This is a genomic window from Phaeovulum sp. (genome assembly GCF_030684035.1).
Classification (GTDB): domain Bacteria; phylum Pseudomonadota; class Alphaproteobacteria; order Rhodobacterales; family Rhodobacteraceae; genus UBA6213.
Genome location: NZ_JAUXPI010000057.1, coordinates 44,758 through 63,800 on the forward strand (window position 1 = coordinate 44,758; position 19,043 = coordinate 63,800).

The 19,043-nt window shown below is 65.3% G+C and carries 15 protein-coding genes; 11 read left to right on the forward strand and 4 right to left on the reverse strand.

The genetic code is table 11. The annotated features are described in order from the left end of the window. Nucleotides 1-182: 182 nt before the first annotated feature. Complete coding sequence (locus tag Q8J98_RS12885; RefSeq protein WP_305294709.1) at nucleotides 183-947, forward strand: Hint domain-containing protein; 765 nt, start codon at nucleotides 183-185, stop codon at nucleotides 945-947. 165 nt (nucleotides 948-1,112) lie between these two features. Continuing rightward, nucleotides 1,113-3,389 (forward strand): Hint domain-containing protein, encoded by a 2,277-nt coding sequence (locus Q8J98_RS12890; RefSeq protein ID WP_305294710.1) that lies wholly within the window; start codon nucleotides 1,113-1,115, stop codon nucleotides 3,387-3,389. 26 nt (nucleotides 3,390-3,415) lie between these two features. On the opposite strand, the gene Q8J98_RS12895 is transcribed toward Q8J98_RS12890, so the two are convergent. The 4 genes from Q8J98_RS12895 to Q8J98_RS12910 all read right to left on the reverse strand — a co-directional run bounded on the left by Q8J98_RS12895 (nucleotide 3,416) and on the right by Q8J98_RS12910 (nucleotide 6,834). Further along, on the reverse strand, nucleotides 3,416-4,594 hold the full coding sequence (locus tag Q8J98_RS12895; RefSeq protein ID WP_305294712.1) for an ammonium transporter: 1,179 nt from the start codon (nucleotides 4,592-4,594) through the stop codon (nucleotides 3,416-3,418). A 154-nt stretch (nucleotides 4,595-4,748) separates the two neighbouring features. Next, the gene (locus Q8J98_RS12900) at nucleotides 4,749-5,219 is read right to left on the reverse strand and encodes a CinA family protein (RefSeq protein WP_305183819.1); all 471 of its coding nucleotides are present in this window, start codon (nucleotides 5,217-5,219) and stop codon (nucleotides 4,749-4,751) included. Further along, nucleotides 5,216-5,716 carry a phosphatidylglycerophosphatase A gene (locus Q8J98_RS12905; RefSeq protein ID WP_370868089.1) on the reverse strand — a complete coding sequence of 167 codons (501 nt, stop codon included), beginning with the start codon at nucleotides 5,714-5,716 and terminating at the stop codon, nucleotides 5,216-5,218. The genes Q8J98_RS12900 and Q8J98_RS12905 overlap by 4 nt, the downstream gene beginning before the upstream one ends. Then, nucleotides 5,707-6,834: a bifunctional 2-C-methyl-D-erythritol 4-phosphate cytidylyltransferase/2-C-methyl-D-erythritol 2,4-cyclodiphosphate synthase gene (locus tag Q8J98_RS12910; RefSeq protein ID WP_305183820.1), complete on the reverse strand. Its 1,128-nt coding sequence runs from the start codon at nucleotides 6,832-6,834 to the stop codon at nucleotides 5,707-5,709. The genes Q8J98_RS12905 and Q8J98_RS12910 overlap by 10 nt, the downstream gene beginning before the upstream one ends. A gap of 208 nt (nucleotides 6,835-7,042) precedes the next feature. Here Q8J98_RS12910 and dusB point away from each other — a divergent pair, with 208 nt between their 5' ends. From dusB to hflX, 9 genes are all read left to right on the forward strand, one after another. Then, the gene (gene dusB / locus Q8J98_RS12915) at nucleotides 7,043-8,005 is read left to right on the forward strand and encodes a tRNA dihydrouridine synthase DusB (protein WP_370868090.1); all 963 of its coding nucleotides are present in this window, start codon (nucleotides 7,043-7,045) and stop codon (nucleotides 8,003-8,005) included. Continuing rightward, complete coding sequence (locus tag Q8J98_RS12920; protein ID WP_305294715.1) at nucleotides 8,002-9,084, forward strand: nitrogen regulation protein NR(II); 1,083 nt, start codon at nucleotides 8,002-8,004, stop codon at nucleotides 9,082-9,084. Before dusB ends, Q8J98_RS12920 begins: the two co-directional genes overlap by 4 nt. Next, nucleotides 9,084-10,457 (forward strand): response regulator, encoded by a 1,374-nt coding sequence (locus tag Q8J98_RS12925; protein ID WP_305294716.1) that lies wholly within the window; start codon nucleotides 9,084-9,086, stop codon nucleotides 10,455-10,457. Before Q8J98_RS12920 ends, Q8J98_RS12925 begins: the two co-directional genes overlap by 1 nt. A 73-nt stretch (nucleotides 10,458-10,530) precedes the next feature. After that, nucleotides 10,531-12,813, forward strand: coding sequence for a PAS domain-containing sensor histidine kinase (locus Q8J98_RS12930; RefSeq protein WP_305294717.1), 2,283 nt, complete (start codon nucleotides 10,531-10,533; stop codon nucleotides 12,811-12,813). After that, nucleotides 12,810-14,228 (forward strand): sigma-54 dependent transcriptional regulator, encoded by a 1,419-nt coding sequence (locus Q8J98_RS12935; protein ID WP_305294719.1) that lies wholly within the window; start codon nucleotides 12,810-12,812, stop codon nucleotides 14,226-14,228. The genes Q8J98_RS12930 and Q8J98_RS12935 overlap by 4 nt, the downstream gene beginning before the upstream one ends. Before the next feature lie 162 nt (nucleotides 14,229-14,390). Beyond that, a complete protein-coding gene (trkA, locus tag Q8J98_RS12940; protein ID WP_305294721.1) occupies nucleotides 14,391-15,767 on the forward strand; it encodes a Trk system potassium transporter TrkA in 1,377 nt (458 codons plus the stop codon). After that, nucleotides 15,767-17,278 carry a potassium transporter TrkG gene (locus Q8J98_RS12945; RefSeq protein WP_305294722.1) on the forward strand — a complete coding sequence of 504 codons (1,512 nt, stop codon included), beginning with the start codon at nucleotides 15,767-15,769 and terminating at the stop codon, nucleotides 17,276-17,278. Before trkA ends, Q8J98_RS12945 begins: the two co-directional genes overlap by 1 nt. 142 nt (nucleotides 17,279-17,420) lie before the next feature. Further along, nucleotides 17,421-17,654, forward strand: a complete 234-nt coding sequence (gene hfq / locus Q8J98_RS12950) for an RNA chaperone Hfq (RefSeq protein WP_068766904.1) — start codon at nucleotides 17,421-17,423, stop codon at nucleotides 17,652-17,654. 41 nt (nucleotides 17,655-17,695) lie between these two features. Next, entirely contained in the window at nucleotides 17,696-19,039 is a 1,344-nt protein-coding gene (gene hflX, locus Q8J98_RS12955) for a GTPase HflX (RefSeq protein ID WP_305294723.1), read from the forward strand. The last annotated feature ends 4 nt before the right edge of the window (nucleotides 19,040-19,043 follow it).

A 19,043-nucleotide genomic window follows, 5' to 3' on the forward strand; every position in this document is an offset into this window, starting at 1 on the left:
GGAAACGGGCGCGCGAGCGGGGCGGAAGCGCCCCGCTTTCGCGTTTCCGGATGCGAAACGGTTTGGTGCCGCGAATTCAGGCGGTTTCAAGGCAGTCGGGCTATGCCAAATCGCGCGCAGGGCCTAAGATGCGTGTCGGGGCACACTTGACCGATGCCAGCGGCGCGGAAGAGGGGTGAGCGATGACTGTGCATGATACCCGCCTGCCAGCGGGTCCGCAGGGGCATGACGCGGCTGACGGTTCGGCGATGGCCGAGGCGGTCAGGGCCGTGCGGCTTGAGTATTCTTCGCAGGAGCGCAGCGATGGCTGGCTGCGCTGGGCGGGGGAAGATGGCGTCTCGCGTGAAAGCCGCCGCCTTGCGGAATTCATTGCCGCGATCCCCTGCTTTACCCCCTATGTGGCGCTTGCGACCGACTGTGGCCCATGTTTTGCCACCAAACTGAGGCCGGGGGATCGGGTGGTGACGCGCGATCATGGCTTGCAGGAGGTGCGCTGGGTCGGGCAGCGCCGCTTTGGCTGGCGCGACCTCGGGCTAAACCCGACGCAGCGCCCGGTGCGCATTGCCGCCGGTGCGCTGGGCAATGGAGTGCCCGCCGCCGACATGCTGGTTTCGCCCAACCACCGCTTTCTGGCCGCAATGCCGGGGCAGAAATTGACCGATGCAACCGAGCAGCTTTGGCAGGCGCGGGAACTGATCGGCCGCGAGGGCGTTCATCGCGTCGATTGCACCGATATCGAATATGTTCAGATCCTGCTCGACCGGCACGAGCTGGTGCTGGCCGAAGGCGCGTGGAGCGAAAGTTTTCAGCCTTCGGGGGCGCGGCTGGCAGCACTCGCACCCGAAGCGCAGGCTGAGCTGCGCGCGCAGATGCCGGAACTTGCGCAGACCGTACCTGAGCGCTTTGCGGTGGTCCGCCCCGAAGCATTGGGTGCCGAATCCACCTGAACGCAGAGCGCAATCCGGGGCGTGGCGCAAGCTTGCTGCGCCGCGGCGGACTGTCTCCGTTCCCGCCCAAATCCTTCGCATTTGCGTAGAATTGCCTGATTTCCGGCCCAATTCCCCGTCACCTTGAAGCGATCGAGTGGGTAAGAGTGCGGAGCGTCGGGGTAAATGGCTGTCATCACGGGCACGAGTGCCAACAACACACTGGCCGGGGGCGCATCGGCCGACACGATTTCCGGCCTTTCGGGCAATGATTCCATCTCCGGTGGCGGCGGCGACGATTACATCGTCGCGGGCGTCGAAACCCTTGCCAATGCGCCCCTGGATTTCAATTGGTCGCTGCGCGGCAGCCAAGGCACCAATATCGGGTCGAGCTACACGCAAAACACCGGCGGCATCAACACCACCGTCACCTACACCGACCATGGACCCGCCACCGGCTTCAAGGTTGAAACCTCGGCCACCGGCTATGTTGCCTCGGGCGAAACCTACAACCCGAATTCGATGGCCGCGCTCTACGCCACCGGCAACGGGCTGGCCGCCACCATCGGGGTCAACTTCTCGGCGGTTACCGGCTCGGGCTATGCGAGCACGGTCGAGAATGTCAGCTTTCGTATCGACGACGTCGATTCCGGCGGCTGGACCGACATCATCACCATCAACGCCTATGACGCCACGGGCAACCTGATCCCGGTCACCATAACGCCCGCGGGCAATGACACGGTTTCGGGCAACACCATTACCTCTGGCCCCGGTAACGATACCGCCGCCAGTGCCGCAGGGTCGGTGCTGATCGAGATCGCGGGGCCGGTCGCGCGCTTCGACATCATTTACTCGAACGGTGGCACGGGCGGTCAGGTGATCGTCATATCCGATATCGAGTTCGAAGCGGTGCCGGTCGATAACGACACCGTCTCTGGCGGCGACGGCAACGACACCATCCTAGGCGGGCTTGGCGACGATCTGCTTTATGGCGATGCGGGCAACGATAGTCTTGTCGGAGGCACCGGCAACGACACGCTTTTCGGCGGCATCGGCGATGACACGCTGCTAGGCGGTGCCGGCGCTGATTCGATCCTTGGCGGCGACGGCAACGACAGCCTCGATGGCGGTTCTGGCAATGACACGCTCGAGGGCGGGCTGGGCGATGATACGCTGATCGGCGGAGAAGGTGACGACAGCCTGTTTGGTCAGGACGGTGCCGATATGCTCGATGGCGGCTCGGGCAACGACACGCTGATCGGCGGCACCGGCAACGACACTTTGATCGGTGGCGCGGGGGCCGATGTTCTGAGCGGCGGGCAAGGCATGGACTATGCCGATTACTCCGCCTCGGGGGCGGGGGTCAGCATCGATCTTGCCGCCGGAACCGGCGCAGGGGGCGATGCGGCAGGCGATACGCTCAGCGGTGTTGACGGGCTCTATGGCTCGGCCTTCAACGACACGCTGCTGGGTTTTGACGGCTCTTCGACGAACCCGGCAGACCCCTACACCAATATCTTTCACGCTGGTGCTGGCAACGACTACCTCGACGGTCGGGGCGGCGACGACTTTCTTTACGGCGAAGATGGCGACGATACCATTCTGGGCGGTGCCGGTAATGACTGGATCGAAGGCGGCGCGGGGCAAGACCAGATCATCGGCGGCACCGGGTCCGACACGATCACGCTCAACCATGGCGAGAGCGCGGGCGACGTGGTCGATGGCTCGGAAGACGCCGACAACAGCGATATTGACGAAATCATCATCCATGGCCGCGCCAAGATCATCTATGATTCCAATCCCGAAAACGGCACGATCCGCTGGGCGAATGGCGACATCACCACCTTTTCGAACATCGAGAACATAAGCCAGGTTCCATGCTTCACCCCCGGCGCGCTAAACGAGACCAAGGCCGGGCCGGTGCCGGTGGAACTGCTTCGGATCGGCCAGAAAGTGCTGACCCGCGACAGTGGCTACCAAAGCATCCGCTGGATCGGGCGGCGCGCGCTTTCGGCGCGCGATCTGGCAGCCAACCCCGGTTTGCAGCCGGTTCTGATCAGTGCGGGTGCCTTGGGCAACGGCCTGCCGAGCGCCGATCTATTGGTATCGCCGCAACACCGGATGCTGTTTTCGCGACCCCGCGCCGATCTGCTCTTTGGTGAGGCCGAGGTGCTGGTGGCGGCGCTACACCTTGTCGGCCAGCCCGGCATAGTGCGCGCCCGCCGCGACAGCGTCACCTATCTGCACATCATGTTCGACGCGCATGAGATCATTCTTGCCGATGGCGCCTGGACCGAAAGCTTCCAGCCCGGCGATGGCGTGCTTGCCGGGCTTGACGGGCCGCAGCGCGACGAGCTTTTCGCGGTCTTCCCCGAGTTGCGTTTGCCCGAGGCGCGGGCAGGGTTTGCCGCCGCGCGGCTCAGCCTCAAGGCGCATGAGGTTGGCGTGTTTTTGGCGGCGTGACCTGCCTTGGGTCGTGTTTATTGCCACTAGGAATTCATGTCGTAACCACGCTCGCCATGCGTTGAAAGATCAAGCCCGTTGGATTCGGCCTCGGCATCAACGCGCATCGGCACCACCAGCGCCACCGCCCGCGCAATCGCCCAGGTCGCAGCCAGCGTGTAGGCCCCGACAAGCGCCAGTGCGCCGATCTGCGCGCCCCATGCACCGCCGCCAAATGCCGCCACCATGAGCGTGCCGAAAATGCCGCCGACGCCATGCACCGCGAAAACATCGAGCGTGTCGTCGATGTGCAGGCGGTTGCGCACAAGGTTTACCGCCTCCTGGCAGATCACCCCCGCAAGCACGCCAATCGCCAGCGCCGCGACCGGGCCGACATAGCCCGAGGCAGGGGTGACCGAGGCAAGCCCGGCGACGGCACCGGTGACGATGCCGACCAGCGACGAGCGGCCGAACTTGATCCGCTCCCATACCGCCCAGCTAAGCGCGGCGGCGGCGGCCGAAATATGGGTGGCGGCAATCGCCATGGCGGCGGTGCCATCGGCGGCAAGCGCCGAGCCGCCGTTGAAGCCGAACCAGCCGACCCAGAGCATGCCCGCCCCCATCGCCACCATGCCGGGGTTGTGCGGTGGCGTGGTGCGGTTGCGCCGCGGCCCGATCATCACCGCAAGCAGAAGCGCCGCCAGCCCAGCCGTTTCATGCACCACCATGCCACCGGCAAAATCATGCGCGCCGACCGCGCCAAAGATGCCGCCGTCCGAAAGAAACCCGCCGCCCCAAAGCCAATGGGCGACAGGCGCATAGACCAGAAGCATCCAAAGCCCCGAAAACCCCATCACGAAAGCGAAACTCACGCGCTCGACATAGGCACCGACGATCAGCGCCGGGGTAATGACCGCGAAAGTCATCTGAAACGCGAAAAAGGCAGCTTCCGGCAGATTGCCGCGCAGGCTTGCGGCATCGATGCCATGCAACGCCACGCGACCAAGCCCGCCCCAGATTGCGCCACCCTCGCCAAAGGCGATCGAGTATCCTGCAAGCAGCCACAGAACGCTCATCAGCGCCGCGATTCCAAAACACTGCATGAATATGCTGAGCACGTTGCGCGCCCGCACCAGCCCGCCGTAAAACAGCGCGAGCCCCGGCAGCGACATGAAAAGGACCAAAGCCGTGGCGGCCATGATCCAGGCGGTATCGGCAGCGTTCATCTGTTCCCCCCGTTTTGAAGGCACCGAGCATGGCACCGGCGCAAATCAAAGAGGCAGTGCAGGCGCTGCCTGCCGTTTTCTGGGGCGGTTTGCAATTTGCTGAATTTGCGGGCAGATATTGGCCGGGATGGCGCGGCATTGGGCGCTGCCAGAATCAGACCCCGATCGATGCTGCCAGCAACGCCAGCGCATGCCGGGTTGCCGCCTTGCGCACCCCCGCCCGGCCCAACGCCCCGAATTCGCGTGTCTCGGCCCGGGTCGCGGCACCCTTGCGGGCAAGCGCAAAGCACACCCGGCCTTCGGGCTCGTGCACCGATCCGCCCGGCCCGGCAATGCCGGTAACCGCCACGGCCAGGTTCGCGGCGGAATGCGCCAATGCCCCTTCGGCCATTTCGACCGCGACCGCCTCGCTTACCGCGCCGTCGCGGGCGAGCGTTTGCGGGCGCACCGCCAGCATTTCAACCTTTGCGGCGTTGGAATAGGTGACAAAACCGCGTTCAAATACATCCGAAGCACCCGCCACATCGGTGATGGCCGCGGCGACCAGCCCTCCGGTGCAGCTTTCGGCGGTGGCGATGCGCAAACTCGCCGCGCGGGCCGCGCCGATCAGATCGGCCACCTTCACAGCAAAAGCCCGTGCGAAACGCCTGCGGCGATGACCGTGGCGACGCCCGCGAAAGCACCTGCCCAGAGGTCATCAAGCATCACCCCGGCCGGGTCCTGGCGCCGGTCGGCACGGCCAATCACCCAAGGTTTCCAGATGTCGAACAAACGAAAGAAAAGGAATGCCGCGACCCAGCCGGGGTAGGCGCGCCAGGCCCAGTCATGCAGGCCCATCCACCAGAAGGCCGCGGCAGGAAACAGCAGTGCCAGCCACTGCCCCGCCACCTCGTCAATGACGATCTCGGCGGGGTCTTCGCCGGGGCGGCCGCGCAACGCCTGCGCGCAGGCCCAGAACCCGAGCAGGGTTATGGCGAGGGTGGCGGCGGCCAGCACCCAGAAGCCCAGCAGGTAATCAATGCCGATTGCAAGCACGACGGCCACCGCCGAGCCCCAGGTTCCGGGGGCGGGGCGGAGCAGGCCGACATAGGCGAAAGTGGTGATGAAGCGGGTCATGCGGATACCAGTGTTGCGGTGGCGAGGGCGGCAATGCCTTCTTCGCGGCCGGTGAAGCCAAGACCTTCCGAGGTGGTGGCCTTGACCGATATCCGGCCTGCCTCCACCTCGATTATTTCTGCAAGAACACGCGCCATTTCAAGCGCATGCGGGCCGATCTTCGGGTTCTCGCAGACCAGCGTCACATCGGCGCTGGCAAGGCGAAACCCGCGCGCCCGCACCAGTTGCGCCGCATGCGCAAGAAAGATGCGCGAGGCGGCCCCCTTCCATTGCGGGTCGGAGGGCGGGAAGTGCCGCCCGATATCGCCCATTGCCAACGCGCCATAAAGCGCATCGGTCAGCGCGTGCATGCCGACATCGGCATCGGAATGGCCCTTGAGGCCGCGCCCATGCGGCAGCTTCACGCCGCAAAGCCAGACATGGTCGCCTTCGCAAAACGCGTGCACGTCATAGCCGTTGCCGGTGCGCACATCCATTTTCGCCCCCAGAATCCGCTCGGCGCGGGTGAAATCTTCGGCGTAGGTCAGTTTCAGATTGTCCTCGTCGCCCGCGACGATGGCAACCGAAAGCCCGGCGCGCCGCGCCAGTTCCACATCATCCGCACCGCCTTCGGGGCAGGCGCGATGCGCGGCAAGAATGGCGTCGAAGTGAAAGCCCTGCGGCGTTTGTGCGCGATAAAGGCCATCACGGGGCACGGTGCCGACAACCGCCCCCGCCTCGCCCCGCCAAAGCGCATCGGTCACCGCCAGCGCGGGCGCGGCTGCGGCTGACACCTCAAGCGCCGCAAGTACCCGCGCGATAACCGCCGCAGGCACCAGCGGGCGCGCGCCATCATGAATGAGAACGCGAGAAATACCCGCGCCGTCAAGCAGTTCCAGCGCGTTCCTCACGCTTTCCGAGCGGCTTTCACCACCCTCGACCAGGGTAACCTGGCCACCAAATTCGGCAACGCCGCGGGCCATATCGTCGGGGTGCAGCACCAACACGACACGCTCGAACCCGGCAAAGGCCGCAAGGCTGCGCGCCAATGCGCTTTTGCCGTCGAGCATGCGCCACTGCTTCGGTTCGCCCGCGCCCGCGCGGGTACCGCGCCCCGCCGCTACGATGATCACCGCAACCGTCATGCCGCCTCCGCCACCTCATGAGCGATTGCTTAGGCCAAGCCAGACCGGTGCGCAATCGGCGTGATTGTGCAGCAGTTTGCCGAAAAATTAGGCAACTGCCGCGAAATTGCCCGTCCCCGGCCCGTGCGAGGTTGAGAATCGCCGTCCAAGGGCGTAGCTCGGGGGGCGTCGCACAGGGATTGGGCATTTGGGTATCGCGCTGGCAGAGATGACGCTTGATCCGCCGGTATTTCTGGCACCGATGGCGGGCATTACCGACCTGCCCTTTCGCCGCCTTGTGGCGCGCTTCGGGGCGGGGCTTGTGGTATCCGAAATGGTCGCCTCGGGCGAAATGCTGACTGCGCGGCCCTCGGTGCGGGCCAAGGCGCGGGTTGATCTTGGCCTTGCCGATGGCGTGACCTCGGTGCAGCTCGCTGGCCGCGAAGCGCAGCCGATGGCCGAGGCGGCGCGAATGGTCGCCGACATGGGCGCGCGGATCATCGACATCAACATGGGCTGCCCGGCAAAAAAGGTGACGGGCGGGCTATCGGGTTCAGCGCTGATGCGCGCACCCGACCGTGCGCTCAGGCTGATCGAGGCGGTGGTTGCGGCGGTGCAGCTGCCGGTAACGCTGAAAATGCGGCTCGGCTGGGATGACAGCTGCCTGAACGCCGCCGAGATTGCGCGCCGCGCCGAAGCCGCCGGGGTGGCGATGATCTGCGTGCACGGCCGCACCCGGATGCAGTTCTACAAAGGCAGCGCCGATTGGGAGGCGATTTCAGCGGTAAAAGCGGCGGTGCGGGTGCCGGTGGTCGCAAACGGCGACATCATTGATGCGCCAACGGCGCAGGCCGCGCGCGCCGCCTCGGGCGCGGATGCGGTGATGGTCGGGCGGGGCGCACAGGGCAGGCCCTGGGCGCTAGCCAAAATTGCCCATGCACTGCATGGCTGCCCGGCCCCGCAGGTGCCGGTCGGCGAAGCTCTTTCCGACATGATTTCCCAGCATTACGAGGATATGCTCAGTTTCTACGGGGTTGAGGTCGGGTGCCGTCAGGCGCGCAAGCACCTCGGCTGGTATGCGTCGGTCGCAGGCGCGCCGCTGCGTGCCGAAATGCTGCTTGCCGCCAGCCCGGCGGCGACGCTGGCGCTGATCCGCCGCGCCTTCGCCAGCGGCGAAAGGGTGGCTGCATGAGCCGCCCACCCGCCCCCGGCATCATCTGGGCCAGCCTGCCCACCCCGGCGCTCCTGATCGACGGTGCCGACCGGGTGCTGGAGGTGAACCCGGCGGCGGAGTTGTTCCTCAACATGTCCGAGCGCGCCCTGAAGGGTCTGCCGGTCGGCGAGCGTATCGCCATTGGCGCGCCGGTCGAGGAAATCCTTGCCCGGGTGCGCGCGGGCCGCGCCGCCCTTTTCATCAATGATGTCGATGTCGGCACCGGCGAACGCGCACCCGTGGTGTGCAACTTGCAGGCGACCCCGCTTGGGGACGACCCCGAAACCGTGCTGTTGCTGATCCATCCGCGCGAGCTTGCCGATCGGCTCGAGCGCGCCGCGCAGGTGAAATCGGCTGCGCGCTCGGCGGTGGGAATGGCGGAAATGCTGGCGCATGAGATCAAGAACCCGCTCGCCGGCATATCGGGCGCGGCGCAATTGCTCAGCATGAACCTCAGCGGCGAGGATCTGGAACTGACCGACCTGATCGTGGCCGAAACCCGCCGAGTGGTTAAGCTGCTGGAGCAGGTCGAACAGTTCGGCAATATCCGCCCGCCCGAATTGCGCGCGGTCAATATTCATGACGTGCTCGACCGGGCGCGGCGTTCGGCGGTGGTGGGTTTTGCCGCGCATATGGCGGTGATCGAGGATTATGACCCCTCGCTGCCGCATGCTCTGGGCGATGCCGACCAGTTGACACAGGTGTTCCTCAACCTCCTGAAGAATGCCTCGGAAGCGGCGAAAGGTGGGCGTGGCACGATCCGCATTCGCAGCTTTTATGACCGCGCGCTGCGCCTGCGCCGCGCCGATGGCAGCGGCTCGGCGCTGCCGCTTCAGGTTGAGATCATTGACGATGGCCCCGGCATTCCGCCCGCCATTGCCGCCGAAATCTTTGAGCCCTTCGTTTCCGGGCGCGAGAACGGCACCGGGCTTGGCCTTGCGCTGGTGTCCAAGATCCTGTCGGAGCACGGCGGCTGGATTGGTGTTGAATCGGCACCGGGGCGCACCGTGTTCCGCATTTCGCTGCCGGTGGCACCCAAGCATCTGGAGAGAGACTGATGGACGGCACCGTTCTTGTTGCTGATGACGATCGCACTATTCGCACCGTTCTGACGCAGGCGCTCACCCGAGCAGGGTGTCGGGTGCACGCGACATCAAGCCTGACCACGCTGATGCGCTGGGTGGAAGAGGGCAAGGGCGATCTGGTGATCTCCGATGTGGTCATGCCCGATGGCAACGGGCTGGAAGCGCTGCCAAAGATCGCCAATCTGCGACCCGGTCTGCCGGTGATCGTGATCTCGGCGCAAAACACCATCATGACGGCGGTGAAAGCAGCCGAGGCCGACGCCTATGACTACCTGCCCAAACCTTTCGATCTTCCCGATCTGATGAAGCGCGCCGCCCGCGCACTCGCGCGGCGCAACCGCGCCGCGCCCGCGCGCAACGGCACCCCGCGCGAGGCGACAAGCGATTTGCCGCTGGTCGGGCGCACGCCCGCGATGCAGGCGCTCTATCGCCTTGTTGCGCGGGTGATGAATGCCGATCTCGCGGTGCTGATCGTGGGCGAATCCGGCACTGGCAAATCGCTTATCGCGCGCGCGATTCACGATTTTTCCGACCGCCGCAGCCAACCCTTCGTGGTCGCGCAAGCCTCGGACCTTGCGGGTGCCGATGGTCCCGCGTCGCTCTTGTTGCGGGTGCGGGGCGGCAGCCTTGTGTTCGATGAAGTCGCCGATTTCGACGATGAGTCGCAGGCGCGGCTGGTGCGGATGCTTGATGCGCTTCCCGATCCGGCACCGCGGATCATGGCCACAAGTCAGGGCGATCTGGCAGCGGCGCTCGATTCCGGCCGGTTTCGCCGCGACCTTTACTATCGCCTCGCGGGGGTCACGCTTGCCGTGCCGGGTCTTCGCGAGCGGGTCGAGGATATTCCGCTTCTGGCCGATCACTTTCTCTCGCGGGCCGAGGCTGCGGGTGCCCCCCGGCGCAGGCTTTCGCCCGAGGCGCTGGCGCTGGTGCGCGCCTATAGCTGGCCCGGCAACGTGCGCCAGCTGGAAAACAGCGTGCGCCGCCTCGTCGTCACCGCCGCCGAGGAAGAGATCGGGCGTGGCGAGGTCGAGGCGGTACTCGGCAGCCAACCCGTCGCCGAGCCGATGCCGCTAGGTGCTGCGGGCGAGGGCGACAGGATTTCGGCGTCGGTCGCGCGGCACCTGCGGCGCTACTTCGACCTGCACGGCGGCGCTTTGCCCGCGCCGGGGCTTTACGATCGCATCTTGCGCGAAGTCGAAGCCCCGTTGATCGAGATCGCGCTTGATGCGACGGCGGGCAATCAGGCGCGCTGCGCCGACTTGCTGGGCATCAACCGAAATACGCTGCGCAAGAAGATCACCGATCTGGATATTCAGGTGACACGCCGCCGCAAGCTGATGTAAAGATGCAACAGACCGGCGTGGCATTTCCGCATTCAGGGATTCGCCTGTGCCTCGTCTGGCCGGGGGGCAGCGCTTGCAGGAAGCGGCAGAACGGACAACCTGGGATTGGCTAAGCCGCCTGCGGCACCAGAAGCGCGTGCAAAATGCGGCGACGCTGGGCTTGGTGGTGCTTGGCCCGCTCTTGGCCGCGGCGACCTATCTGGCCATGGGTCCGCTCCAGCAAGGTGCCGGATCAACCGCGCTCCGGCTCGTCCTGCTTGCCGATTTCGTCTATCTGCTGGTGCTCTCGGGTCTTGTGTTGATGGCGCTCATGCGCGTCGTTTCGGCGCGGCGTGCGCGTTCGGCGGGCTCCAAGCTGCACCTGCGGCTGACCGGGGTTTTCGCCGGCGTGGCGCTTGGCCCGACCGTTCTGGTGGCGGTGTTTGGGGTGCTGACCATCAACATCGGGCTTGAGGGCTGGTTTTCCGACCGGGTGCGGCAGGTGGTTTCAACCTCGCTCGCCGCCGCCGAGGCCTACCGCGAGGAACACCGCCGCGATCTGGCGACCGATGCCGAAGCACTGGCGAATTACCTGATCTCGCGGCGCGCGGCGATGAACTTTTTTACCGATGGCGACTTGCGTGAAGCGCTGGGCGAGGGTCAGCCGCTGATCCAGCGCGGCCTGCGCGAAGCCTTCGTCATCGATGGCGCGGGCGAGATCAGGGCGCGCGGCGAGCGCAGCTATCTGTTCGACTATGAACGCCCTGCCGCCGCGCTGATCGAGGAAGCGCAGGCAGGCACGCCGGTGCTGATCGAAGATTGGGAAAACGACGAGTTTCGCGCCGTGCTGAAGCTGCGGGGCTTCGTTGACCGTTACCTTTACATCTCGCGCATCGTCGATGGCGATATCCTGAGCCTGCTTGATGATACCCGCGCCACCGTCGGCCTTTACCAGCAGCTTGAGGCGACCCGTGGCCGCGTGCTTTTCGAATTCGGTCTGGTCTATATCGGTTTTGCGCTGATCCTGATTCTTGCGGCGATCTGGCTGGGCTTATGGTTTGCCGAGCGGCTCAGCCGACCTATCGGGCAGCTGGCGCAGGCCGCCGAGGCGGTTGGTGCGGGCGATCTTGATGCCCGGGTAACAGAGGTTGCGGGCGATGACGAGATCGCGCTGATGGGGAGGGAGTTCAACCGGATGACCCGCCAACTCAAGGGTCAGCGCGCCGCGCTGATCGATAGCAACCGCGCAACCGAAGAACGTCGGCGGTTATTCGATTCGGTGCTCTCGTCGGTGACTTCGGGGGTGATTGGCCTTGACGCTTCGGGAGATGTCGATTTCCTGAACCGTTCGGCAATGCGCATGCTGGCGCTGGATGCAACCGCCAGCCACGACCGCCCGCTGGCCGAGGTGGTGCCCGAATTTCTGCCGCTGCTCTTGCGGCTGCGCGACAGCCTGGCCGAAGTTGCGCAGGAAGAGGTCCGCATCAGCCGCGCCGGACGGCTTGAAAGCCTGCTGGTCCGCATGGCGGTGCGGCGCGGTGCGGGCGACGCGCTTGAAGGCTATGTGGTGGCGTTCGACGATGTGACCGAACTGGTTTCGGCGCAGCGCTTGGCCGCCTGGGGCGATGTGGCGCGGCGCATCGCGCATGAGATCAAGAACCCTCTGACCCCGATCCAGCTTTCGGCCGAACGGCTCCGCCGCAAATTCGCGCCGCTCGCCCAGGGGGAAGACGCCGAAGCGCTTGAACAGATGACCGGCGTCATCATTCGCCAGACCAACGATCTGCGCCGCATTGTCGATGAATTCTCCCGGTTTGCGCGGATGCCCGAACCCGACCGGCGCGACCATGATCTGGCCAAACTGGTGCGCGATGCCGCGCTTTTGCAGCAAGATGCCCTGCATGGCGCAGAACTGGTCACCGACATTCCGGAAACGCCGGTGGTGGTCGAGCTGGATGCAACGATGATCTCGCAGGCGCTGACCAACCTGATCAAGAACGCCGGGGACGCCATCGAAGGGCTTGCCGAAAGCGGTGCCCCCGAGGGCTGGGTGCCGCAGGTGCGGGTAAAGATGGTGGCGGGGGCCGATGCGGTGGTCATCACCATAACCGACAATGGCACCGGCCTGCCCCCCGACCGGGCGCGGCTGTTCGAGCCCTATGTGACCACCCGCGCCAAGGGCACCGGGCTTGGTCTGCCGATCGTCAAGAAGATCATCGAAGAGCACGGCGGCGCGCTGACGCTGACCGACGCCCCCGCCTTCACCCCCGGCGCACATCAGGGCGCACGGGCCGAAATTCGCCTGCCGCGCGCCCGCGCCCAGGCAACCCGCGCGATCAAGGAGAGGGTGCCCGGCACCCCGTCAGGACCGAAATGAGTGACATTCTTATTGTGGACGACGAACGCGACATCAGGGAACTGATCGCGGAGATCCTCAAGGACGAGGGCTTTGCCACCCGCATGGCCTCGAACTCGGACGAGTGCATGGCCGAGATCAACGCCGAACCTCCGGCGCTGATGGTGCTCGATATCTGGCTGAAAGACAGCCGCATGGATGGCATCGACATTCTGACCCGGGTCAAGCGCGACAACCCGGATGTGCCGGTGGTGATCATTTCCGGGCACGGGAATATCGAGATCGCAGTGGCGGCGATCAAGCAGGGCGCCTACGACTTCATCGAGAAGCCTTTCAACATTGACCAGCTTCTGGTGGTGGTCAGCCGCGCCATGGAAACCGCGCGACTGCGCCGCGAGAATGCCAGCCTGCGCAAGCGCGAAACGAATTCGGCGGAAATGCTTGGCTCCGCCTCGGCTTTCCGCAAGCTCAAGGAGCAGCTCGACAAGGTTACGAAATCGAACGGCCGGGTGATGCTGACCGGCGCGCCGGGATCGGGAAAAGAGGTGGCGGCGCGCTATATTCACACCCATTCAGCGCGCTCCAGCGGCCCGTTTGTCACGGTGACCTCTGCGGCGATCGCGCCGGAGCGCATGGAAGAGGTGCTGTTTGGCCGCGAAACGCCCGAGCGGGGCGTCGAAAAAGGGTTGCTGGAACAAGCGCATGGCGGGGTGATCTATTTCGACGAAGTGGGCGACATGCCGCTTGGCACCCAGTCGAAGATTCTGCGGGTGCTGACCGAACAGCAGTTCATGCGGGCTGGCGGCACCGACAAGGTGCGCGTCGATCTGCGGGTGATCTCGTCAACCACCCGGGACTTGCCGCAGGAAATTACCGCCGGGCACTTCCGCCAGGAGCTTTATGACCGGTTGAACGTGGTGCCCATCGCGGTACCCTCTCTGGCCGAGCGGCGCGAGGATATTCCGTTTCTGGCGCGGCATTTCATCGAGATGTTCAACCGCGCGCAGGGCCTCGCGCTCCGGCCGCTTTCGGAAGAGGCGGCGGCAATGCTGCAAACCATGGATTGGCCCGGCAACATCCGCCAGTTGCGCAATGTGATCGAGCGGGTGCTGATACTCGGCGAAGGTGCCGAACCGATCGAGGCGCGCGAACTGCCGGGCCAGAGCGCCGCGCCGGATCAGGGCCGCGTGGTGCTTGGCGGCGCGCTGGCGTCGCTGCCGCTGCGCGAGGCGCGCGAGCTTTTCGAGCGCGAATACCTGCTGACACAGATCAACCGCTTTGGCGGCAATATCAGCCGCACCGCCTCGTTTGTCGGCATGGAGCGGAGCGCGCTGCACCGCAAGCTGAAATCCCTGAGCGTGGTCACCTCAGCCAAGCCGGGCGGGCGGGTCGCGCATTTTGATGAGGACGACGAAGACGAGGGCGGCTCTGCCTGAGCCTGCCTTGGACCAAATATCCCCGCCGGAGGGGCTTGTGCTGCGCCGGGCTGGCGCAGGCAGCGAAATTCCCCGGACCGGACCGGGTTTGCGCCGTCCGTTGACCATGAGGCGTGCGCGGGCCTATGAAGGGGCGCGCGAGGGCGCAGCTGGAGCGACGGCATGAAGGTGATCATCTGCGGCGCGGGTCAGGTGGGCTGGCAGATTGCCCGCCACCTTGCGGGTGAGCGCAACGACGTGACGGTGGTGGATGTGAGCGCCGAGCTGGTGCGCCGCGCCACCGATGCGCTCGATGTGCAGGGCGTCGTGGGCTATGCCTCCTATCCCGATGTGCTGGAGCGCGCGGGCGCGCGCGATTGCGACCTGATCATTGCCGCGACGCATTCCGACGAGGTGAACATGGTCACCTGTCAGGTGGCCCATTCGGTTTTCGGCATCACCCGCAAGATCGCCCGGCTACGCGCGCAAAGCTATATGGACCCTGCCTACACCGATCTCTACCGGCGCGACCATCTGCCGATCGATGTCATCATCAGCCCCGAGCGCGAGGTGGCCGAGGCGGCGCTGCAGCGGCTTTCCGCGCCCTCGACCTTTGATACCGAAAGCTTCATGGGCGGCCGCGCGCAGCTTCTGGGTATCGCGCTGGGCGAGGATTGCCCGGTGCTGAACACGCCGCTCAGACATCTGACCGACCTCTTTTCAACCCTGCGCGCGATTGTCGTGGGGGTGCGCCGCAAAGGCAGGCTGTTCGCGCCGGACCCGGGCGATCAGTTGTTTGCGGGCGATCAGGTTTACGTTTTCAGCCATGTCGAGGATGTGAATCGCACCCTCGAGATATTCGGCAAGGCCACCAGAAAACAGGAACGCATTGTCATCGTCGGGGGTGGCAATGTCGGGCTCGGGGTGGCGCGGGCACTGGAACAGCGCACCGATCGGGTGCGCGCCAAGATCATCGAGAAAAGCCGCGCCCAGGCCGAACGCGCCGCCGACGCGCTGAGCCGCACGATCGTGCTCAACGGTGACGGCCTCAGTGCCGCGTTGCTGGAAGAGGCCGATGTGGCGCGCGCCGATGCAATTCTGGCGGTCACCGACGACGACAAGACCAATATTCTGGTTGCGGTGCGCGCCAAGCAGGCGGGCTGCCCGATGGCAATCGTGCTGGTCAACGACCCGACCATGGTGCCGCTGCTCGCCGCGCTCGATATCGATGCCTACATCAACCCGCGCGCCACCACGGTTTCCTCGATCCTGCGCCATATCCGGCACGGGCGGGTGCGCGCAATCTACTCCATCGGCGACGCCGAGGCCGAGATGATCGAGGCGCAGGTGCTTTCAACCTCGCCTCTGACCGGGCGCTATGTGCGCGATATCGAGTTTCCCGAAGGGGTGCTGGTGGGGGCGCTGATGAAACGCGACAAGGTGGTCAAACCCACCGGCGATACCAGGGTGGAAGAGGGCGACGTGATTGCGCTGTTTGCCTTGACCAAGGACATTCCCGAGGTGGAGCGGCTGTTGCAGGTCTCCGTCGACTTCTTCTGATGCACCATTTGCGCGCCCTGCCGCTGTTCGTTCTGCTGATGGCAATTGCCGCGGCGGCGATGTTCGTGCCCGCGGCGCATGCGCTGGCGCTTGGTGATTACCCGGTGGCGCGGGCGTTCGGGTATTCCGGCGTGCTGTTCGGCATTCTGACCGCGCTGCTGGCGCTTTCGACCGCGGCGAACCGGCCGGGTAACCTTTCGCGCGATCACCTTCTGACCATGGTCGCCACCTTCACCGTGCTGCCCCTGATGCTCGCGGTGCCCTTCGTGCAGGCAGTGCCCGGCACCGGCTATTTCAAGGCCTGGTGGGAAATGGTGTCATCGCTGACCACCACCGGTGCCACGCTCTTTGCGCCGCGCAGTCTGGCCCCGAGCCTGCATCTGTGGCGGGCGCTGGTGGGCTGGATGGGCGGCTATTTCATTCTGGTGATGGCAATTGCGGTGCTGGCCCCGATGCGGCTTGGCGGCTTTGAGGTTTTCTTTGCCGGGGCTGCCGGTGAAGGCGGCAGCGCCGCTTCGGCCGATCGCATTGCCGACCCGCGCGCGCGCATCCTGCGCGCGGCGCAGGTGCTGGCACCGGCCTGGTTCGGGCTGACTCTGGTGCTTTGGGTGGCGTTGCTGGTTGCGGGCGATCCGCCGCTTTTGGCGCTGATCCACGCAATGTCGACACTTGCAACCTCGGGGATCACGCCGCTCGGCAGTTTTGCGGAGGCACCTTCCGGGCTTGCGGGCGAGGTGCTGATCTTTGCCTTTCTGCTGCTGGCGCTGTCGCGCAGGCTGTGGCCCGGCGCGGGCGAGTTGCGCGCCAGCGCGCGGCTGCGCGATGACCCGGAGCTTCGGCTTGCCGCGGTTCTGGTGCTCGGGGTGGCGTTGCTGCTGTTTCTGCGGCACTGGCTGGTGACGCTTGATATCGCGTTTCTGAGCGAGTCCGGTCGTCTGGCCCGGGCACTCTGGGGGGCGGTGTTCACCGCGCTGTCGTTTCTGACCACCACCGGTTTCGAATCGTCGGGCTGGCTTTCGGCGCGGGTCTGGTCGGGGCTTGATGCGCCGGGGCTGCTGCTGGCGGGGCTGGCGATCTTTGGCGGCGGCGTGGCGACCACGGCGGGCGGGGTGAAGCTGTTGCGGGTCTATGCACTCTTGCGCCACGGCGAGCGCGAGCTTGACCGGCTTGTGCACCCGTCCTCGATCGGCGGTGGCGGCATTGCAGCGCGGCGGCTTCGGCGCGAGGGTGCCTATATCGCCTGGGTCTTTTTCATGCTTTTTGCAATTTCGATTGCGGTTACCATGCTTGCGGTTTCGCTGGCAGGCCTGGGTTTCGAGCCTGCAACGCTGCTTTCGATTGCGGCGCTTTCGAATGCCGGCCCGCTGGCGGTGATATCGGGGCAGGGCAACGAGGTCTGGGCGCAACTTGCACCGTCGGCAAAGGCGGTACTGGCGGCGGCGATGGTGCTGGGGCGGCTGGAAACCCTGGCGCTGATTGCGCTTTTCAACCCCGAGTTCTGGCGCCGCTGAGGCTTGCGCGTGACAGCTGCGCCGGCAGTTGCAAATTGGGGGTGGAAACTCCGCCAGTCTTGCGCATACTTTCCCTGACCTCGGGAGGTTGAACCGCAGGGCCTGAACAAGAACAGCTGGACAAGAACAAAGGCAAAGAACAATGGCTGCCGACAAGCAAAATCTGCAAGACGCCTTCCTGAACCATGTGCGGAAAACCAAGGTTCCGGTCACCATCTTTCTGATCAACGGGGTGAAACTGCAGGGCGTCATCACCTGGTTCGACAACTTCTGCGTGCTCTTGCGCCGCGATGGGCAAAGCCAGCTGGTTTACAAGCACGCGATCTCCACGATCATGCCGGGGGCACCTATCAGCCTCTATGAGGGCGAAGACTGAGCGATCTGCACGCCTCCGAAGCCGCACCCACCCGTGCCTGGGTGCTGCATATTGACCTGAAAGACGCGCGCCATGCCCGCCGCCTGCCCGAGAATGGCCTGGCCGAAGCGGTTTCGCTGGCGCGCGCCTTGCCACGGCTCGAGGTGGTCGGCTCCGAAGTGGTGCGGCTTGGCAAACCCACGCCCGGCATGTTGTTCGGCTCCGGCAAGGTGGCAGAGCTGAAAACCCGCATGACCGAGGCCGAGACCGATCTGGTGCTGGTCGATGGTGCCGTAAGCCCGGTGCAGCAGCGCAACCTCGAAAAGGCATGGGGGGTCAAGCTGCTCGACCGCACCGGCTTGATCCTGGAGATCTTCGCCGATCGGGCGCGCACCCGCGAGGGCGTGTTGCAGGTGGAATTGGCGGCGCTGAGCTATCAGCGCACCCGGCTGGTGCGCGCCTGGACCCATCTTGAACGCCAGCGCGGCGGTTTCGGCTTTGTCGGCGGCCCCGGTGAAACCCAGATCGAAACCGACCGGCGGGCGATTGACGAGCAGATCATCAAGATCAAGCGCCAGCTTGAGAAGGTGGTGAAAACCCGCGAATTGCACCGCGCCGCCCGCCGCCGGGTGCCGTTTCCGCTGGTGGCGCTGGTCGGCTATACCAACGCTGGAAAATCGACGCTTTTCAACCGCATGACCGGCGCCGAGGTGATGGCGAAGGACATGCTTTTTGCCACGCTCGACCCGACCATGCGCGGCCTGCTGCTGCCCTCGGGGCAAAAGGCCATTCTGTCCGATACAGTGGGCTTCATTTCCGACCTGCCGCACGAATTGGTCGCCGCCTTCCGCGCCACGCTCGAGGAAGTGCTTGAAGCCGATCTGATCCTGCATGTGCGCGACATCAGCCACCCCGAAACCGAGGAACAGGCGGCCGATGTGGGCGACATTCTTGAAACGCTGGGTGTCGATGAGGATGTGGCGCTGATCGAGGTCTGGAACAAGATCGATTGCCTGCGGCCCGAGACCCGCGAAGCGCTGCTGGTGCAAGATGCGCGGCGCGGCGATGTGCAGGCGGTTTCGGCGCTGACCGGCGAGGGTATTGCAGCGCTTCTGGGTGCGATCGAAGCGCGGCTTGGCAAGGGTGCGACCGATGAGGTGCTGGAACTGGGCCATGCCGATGGTCGCCGCCGCGCCTGGTTGCATAACGCAGGTGTCGTGCTTGCCGAGGCTCAGGGTGACGACACGACGGTTTTCACCCTGCGCTGGACGGTAGCGTCCCGGGTGGTGGTGTATGATGAGGCCGCGCGCGGAGCCTCCGGCGTAGCGCAGCGCGCGGCCGGGGTTCCGCTGGGCGGCCATCGCCAATCTTCGGTAGAGGTTTGGGTTGCAAGACCTGGACCCTGAACTG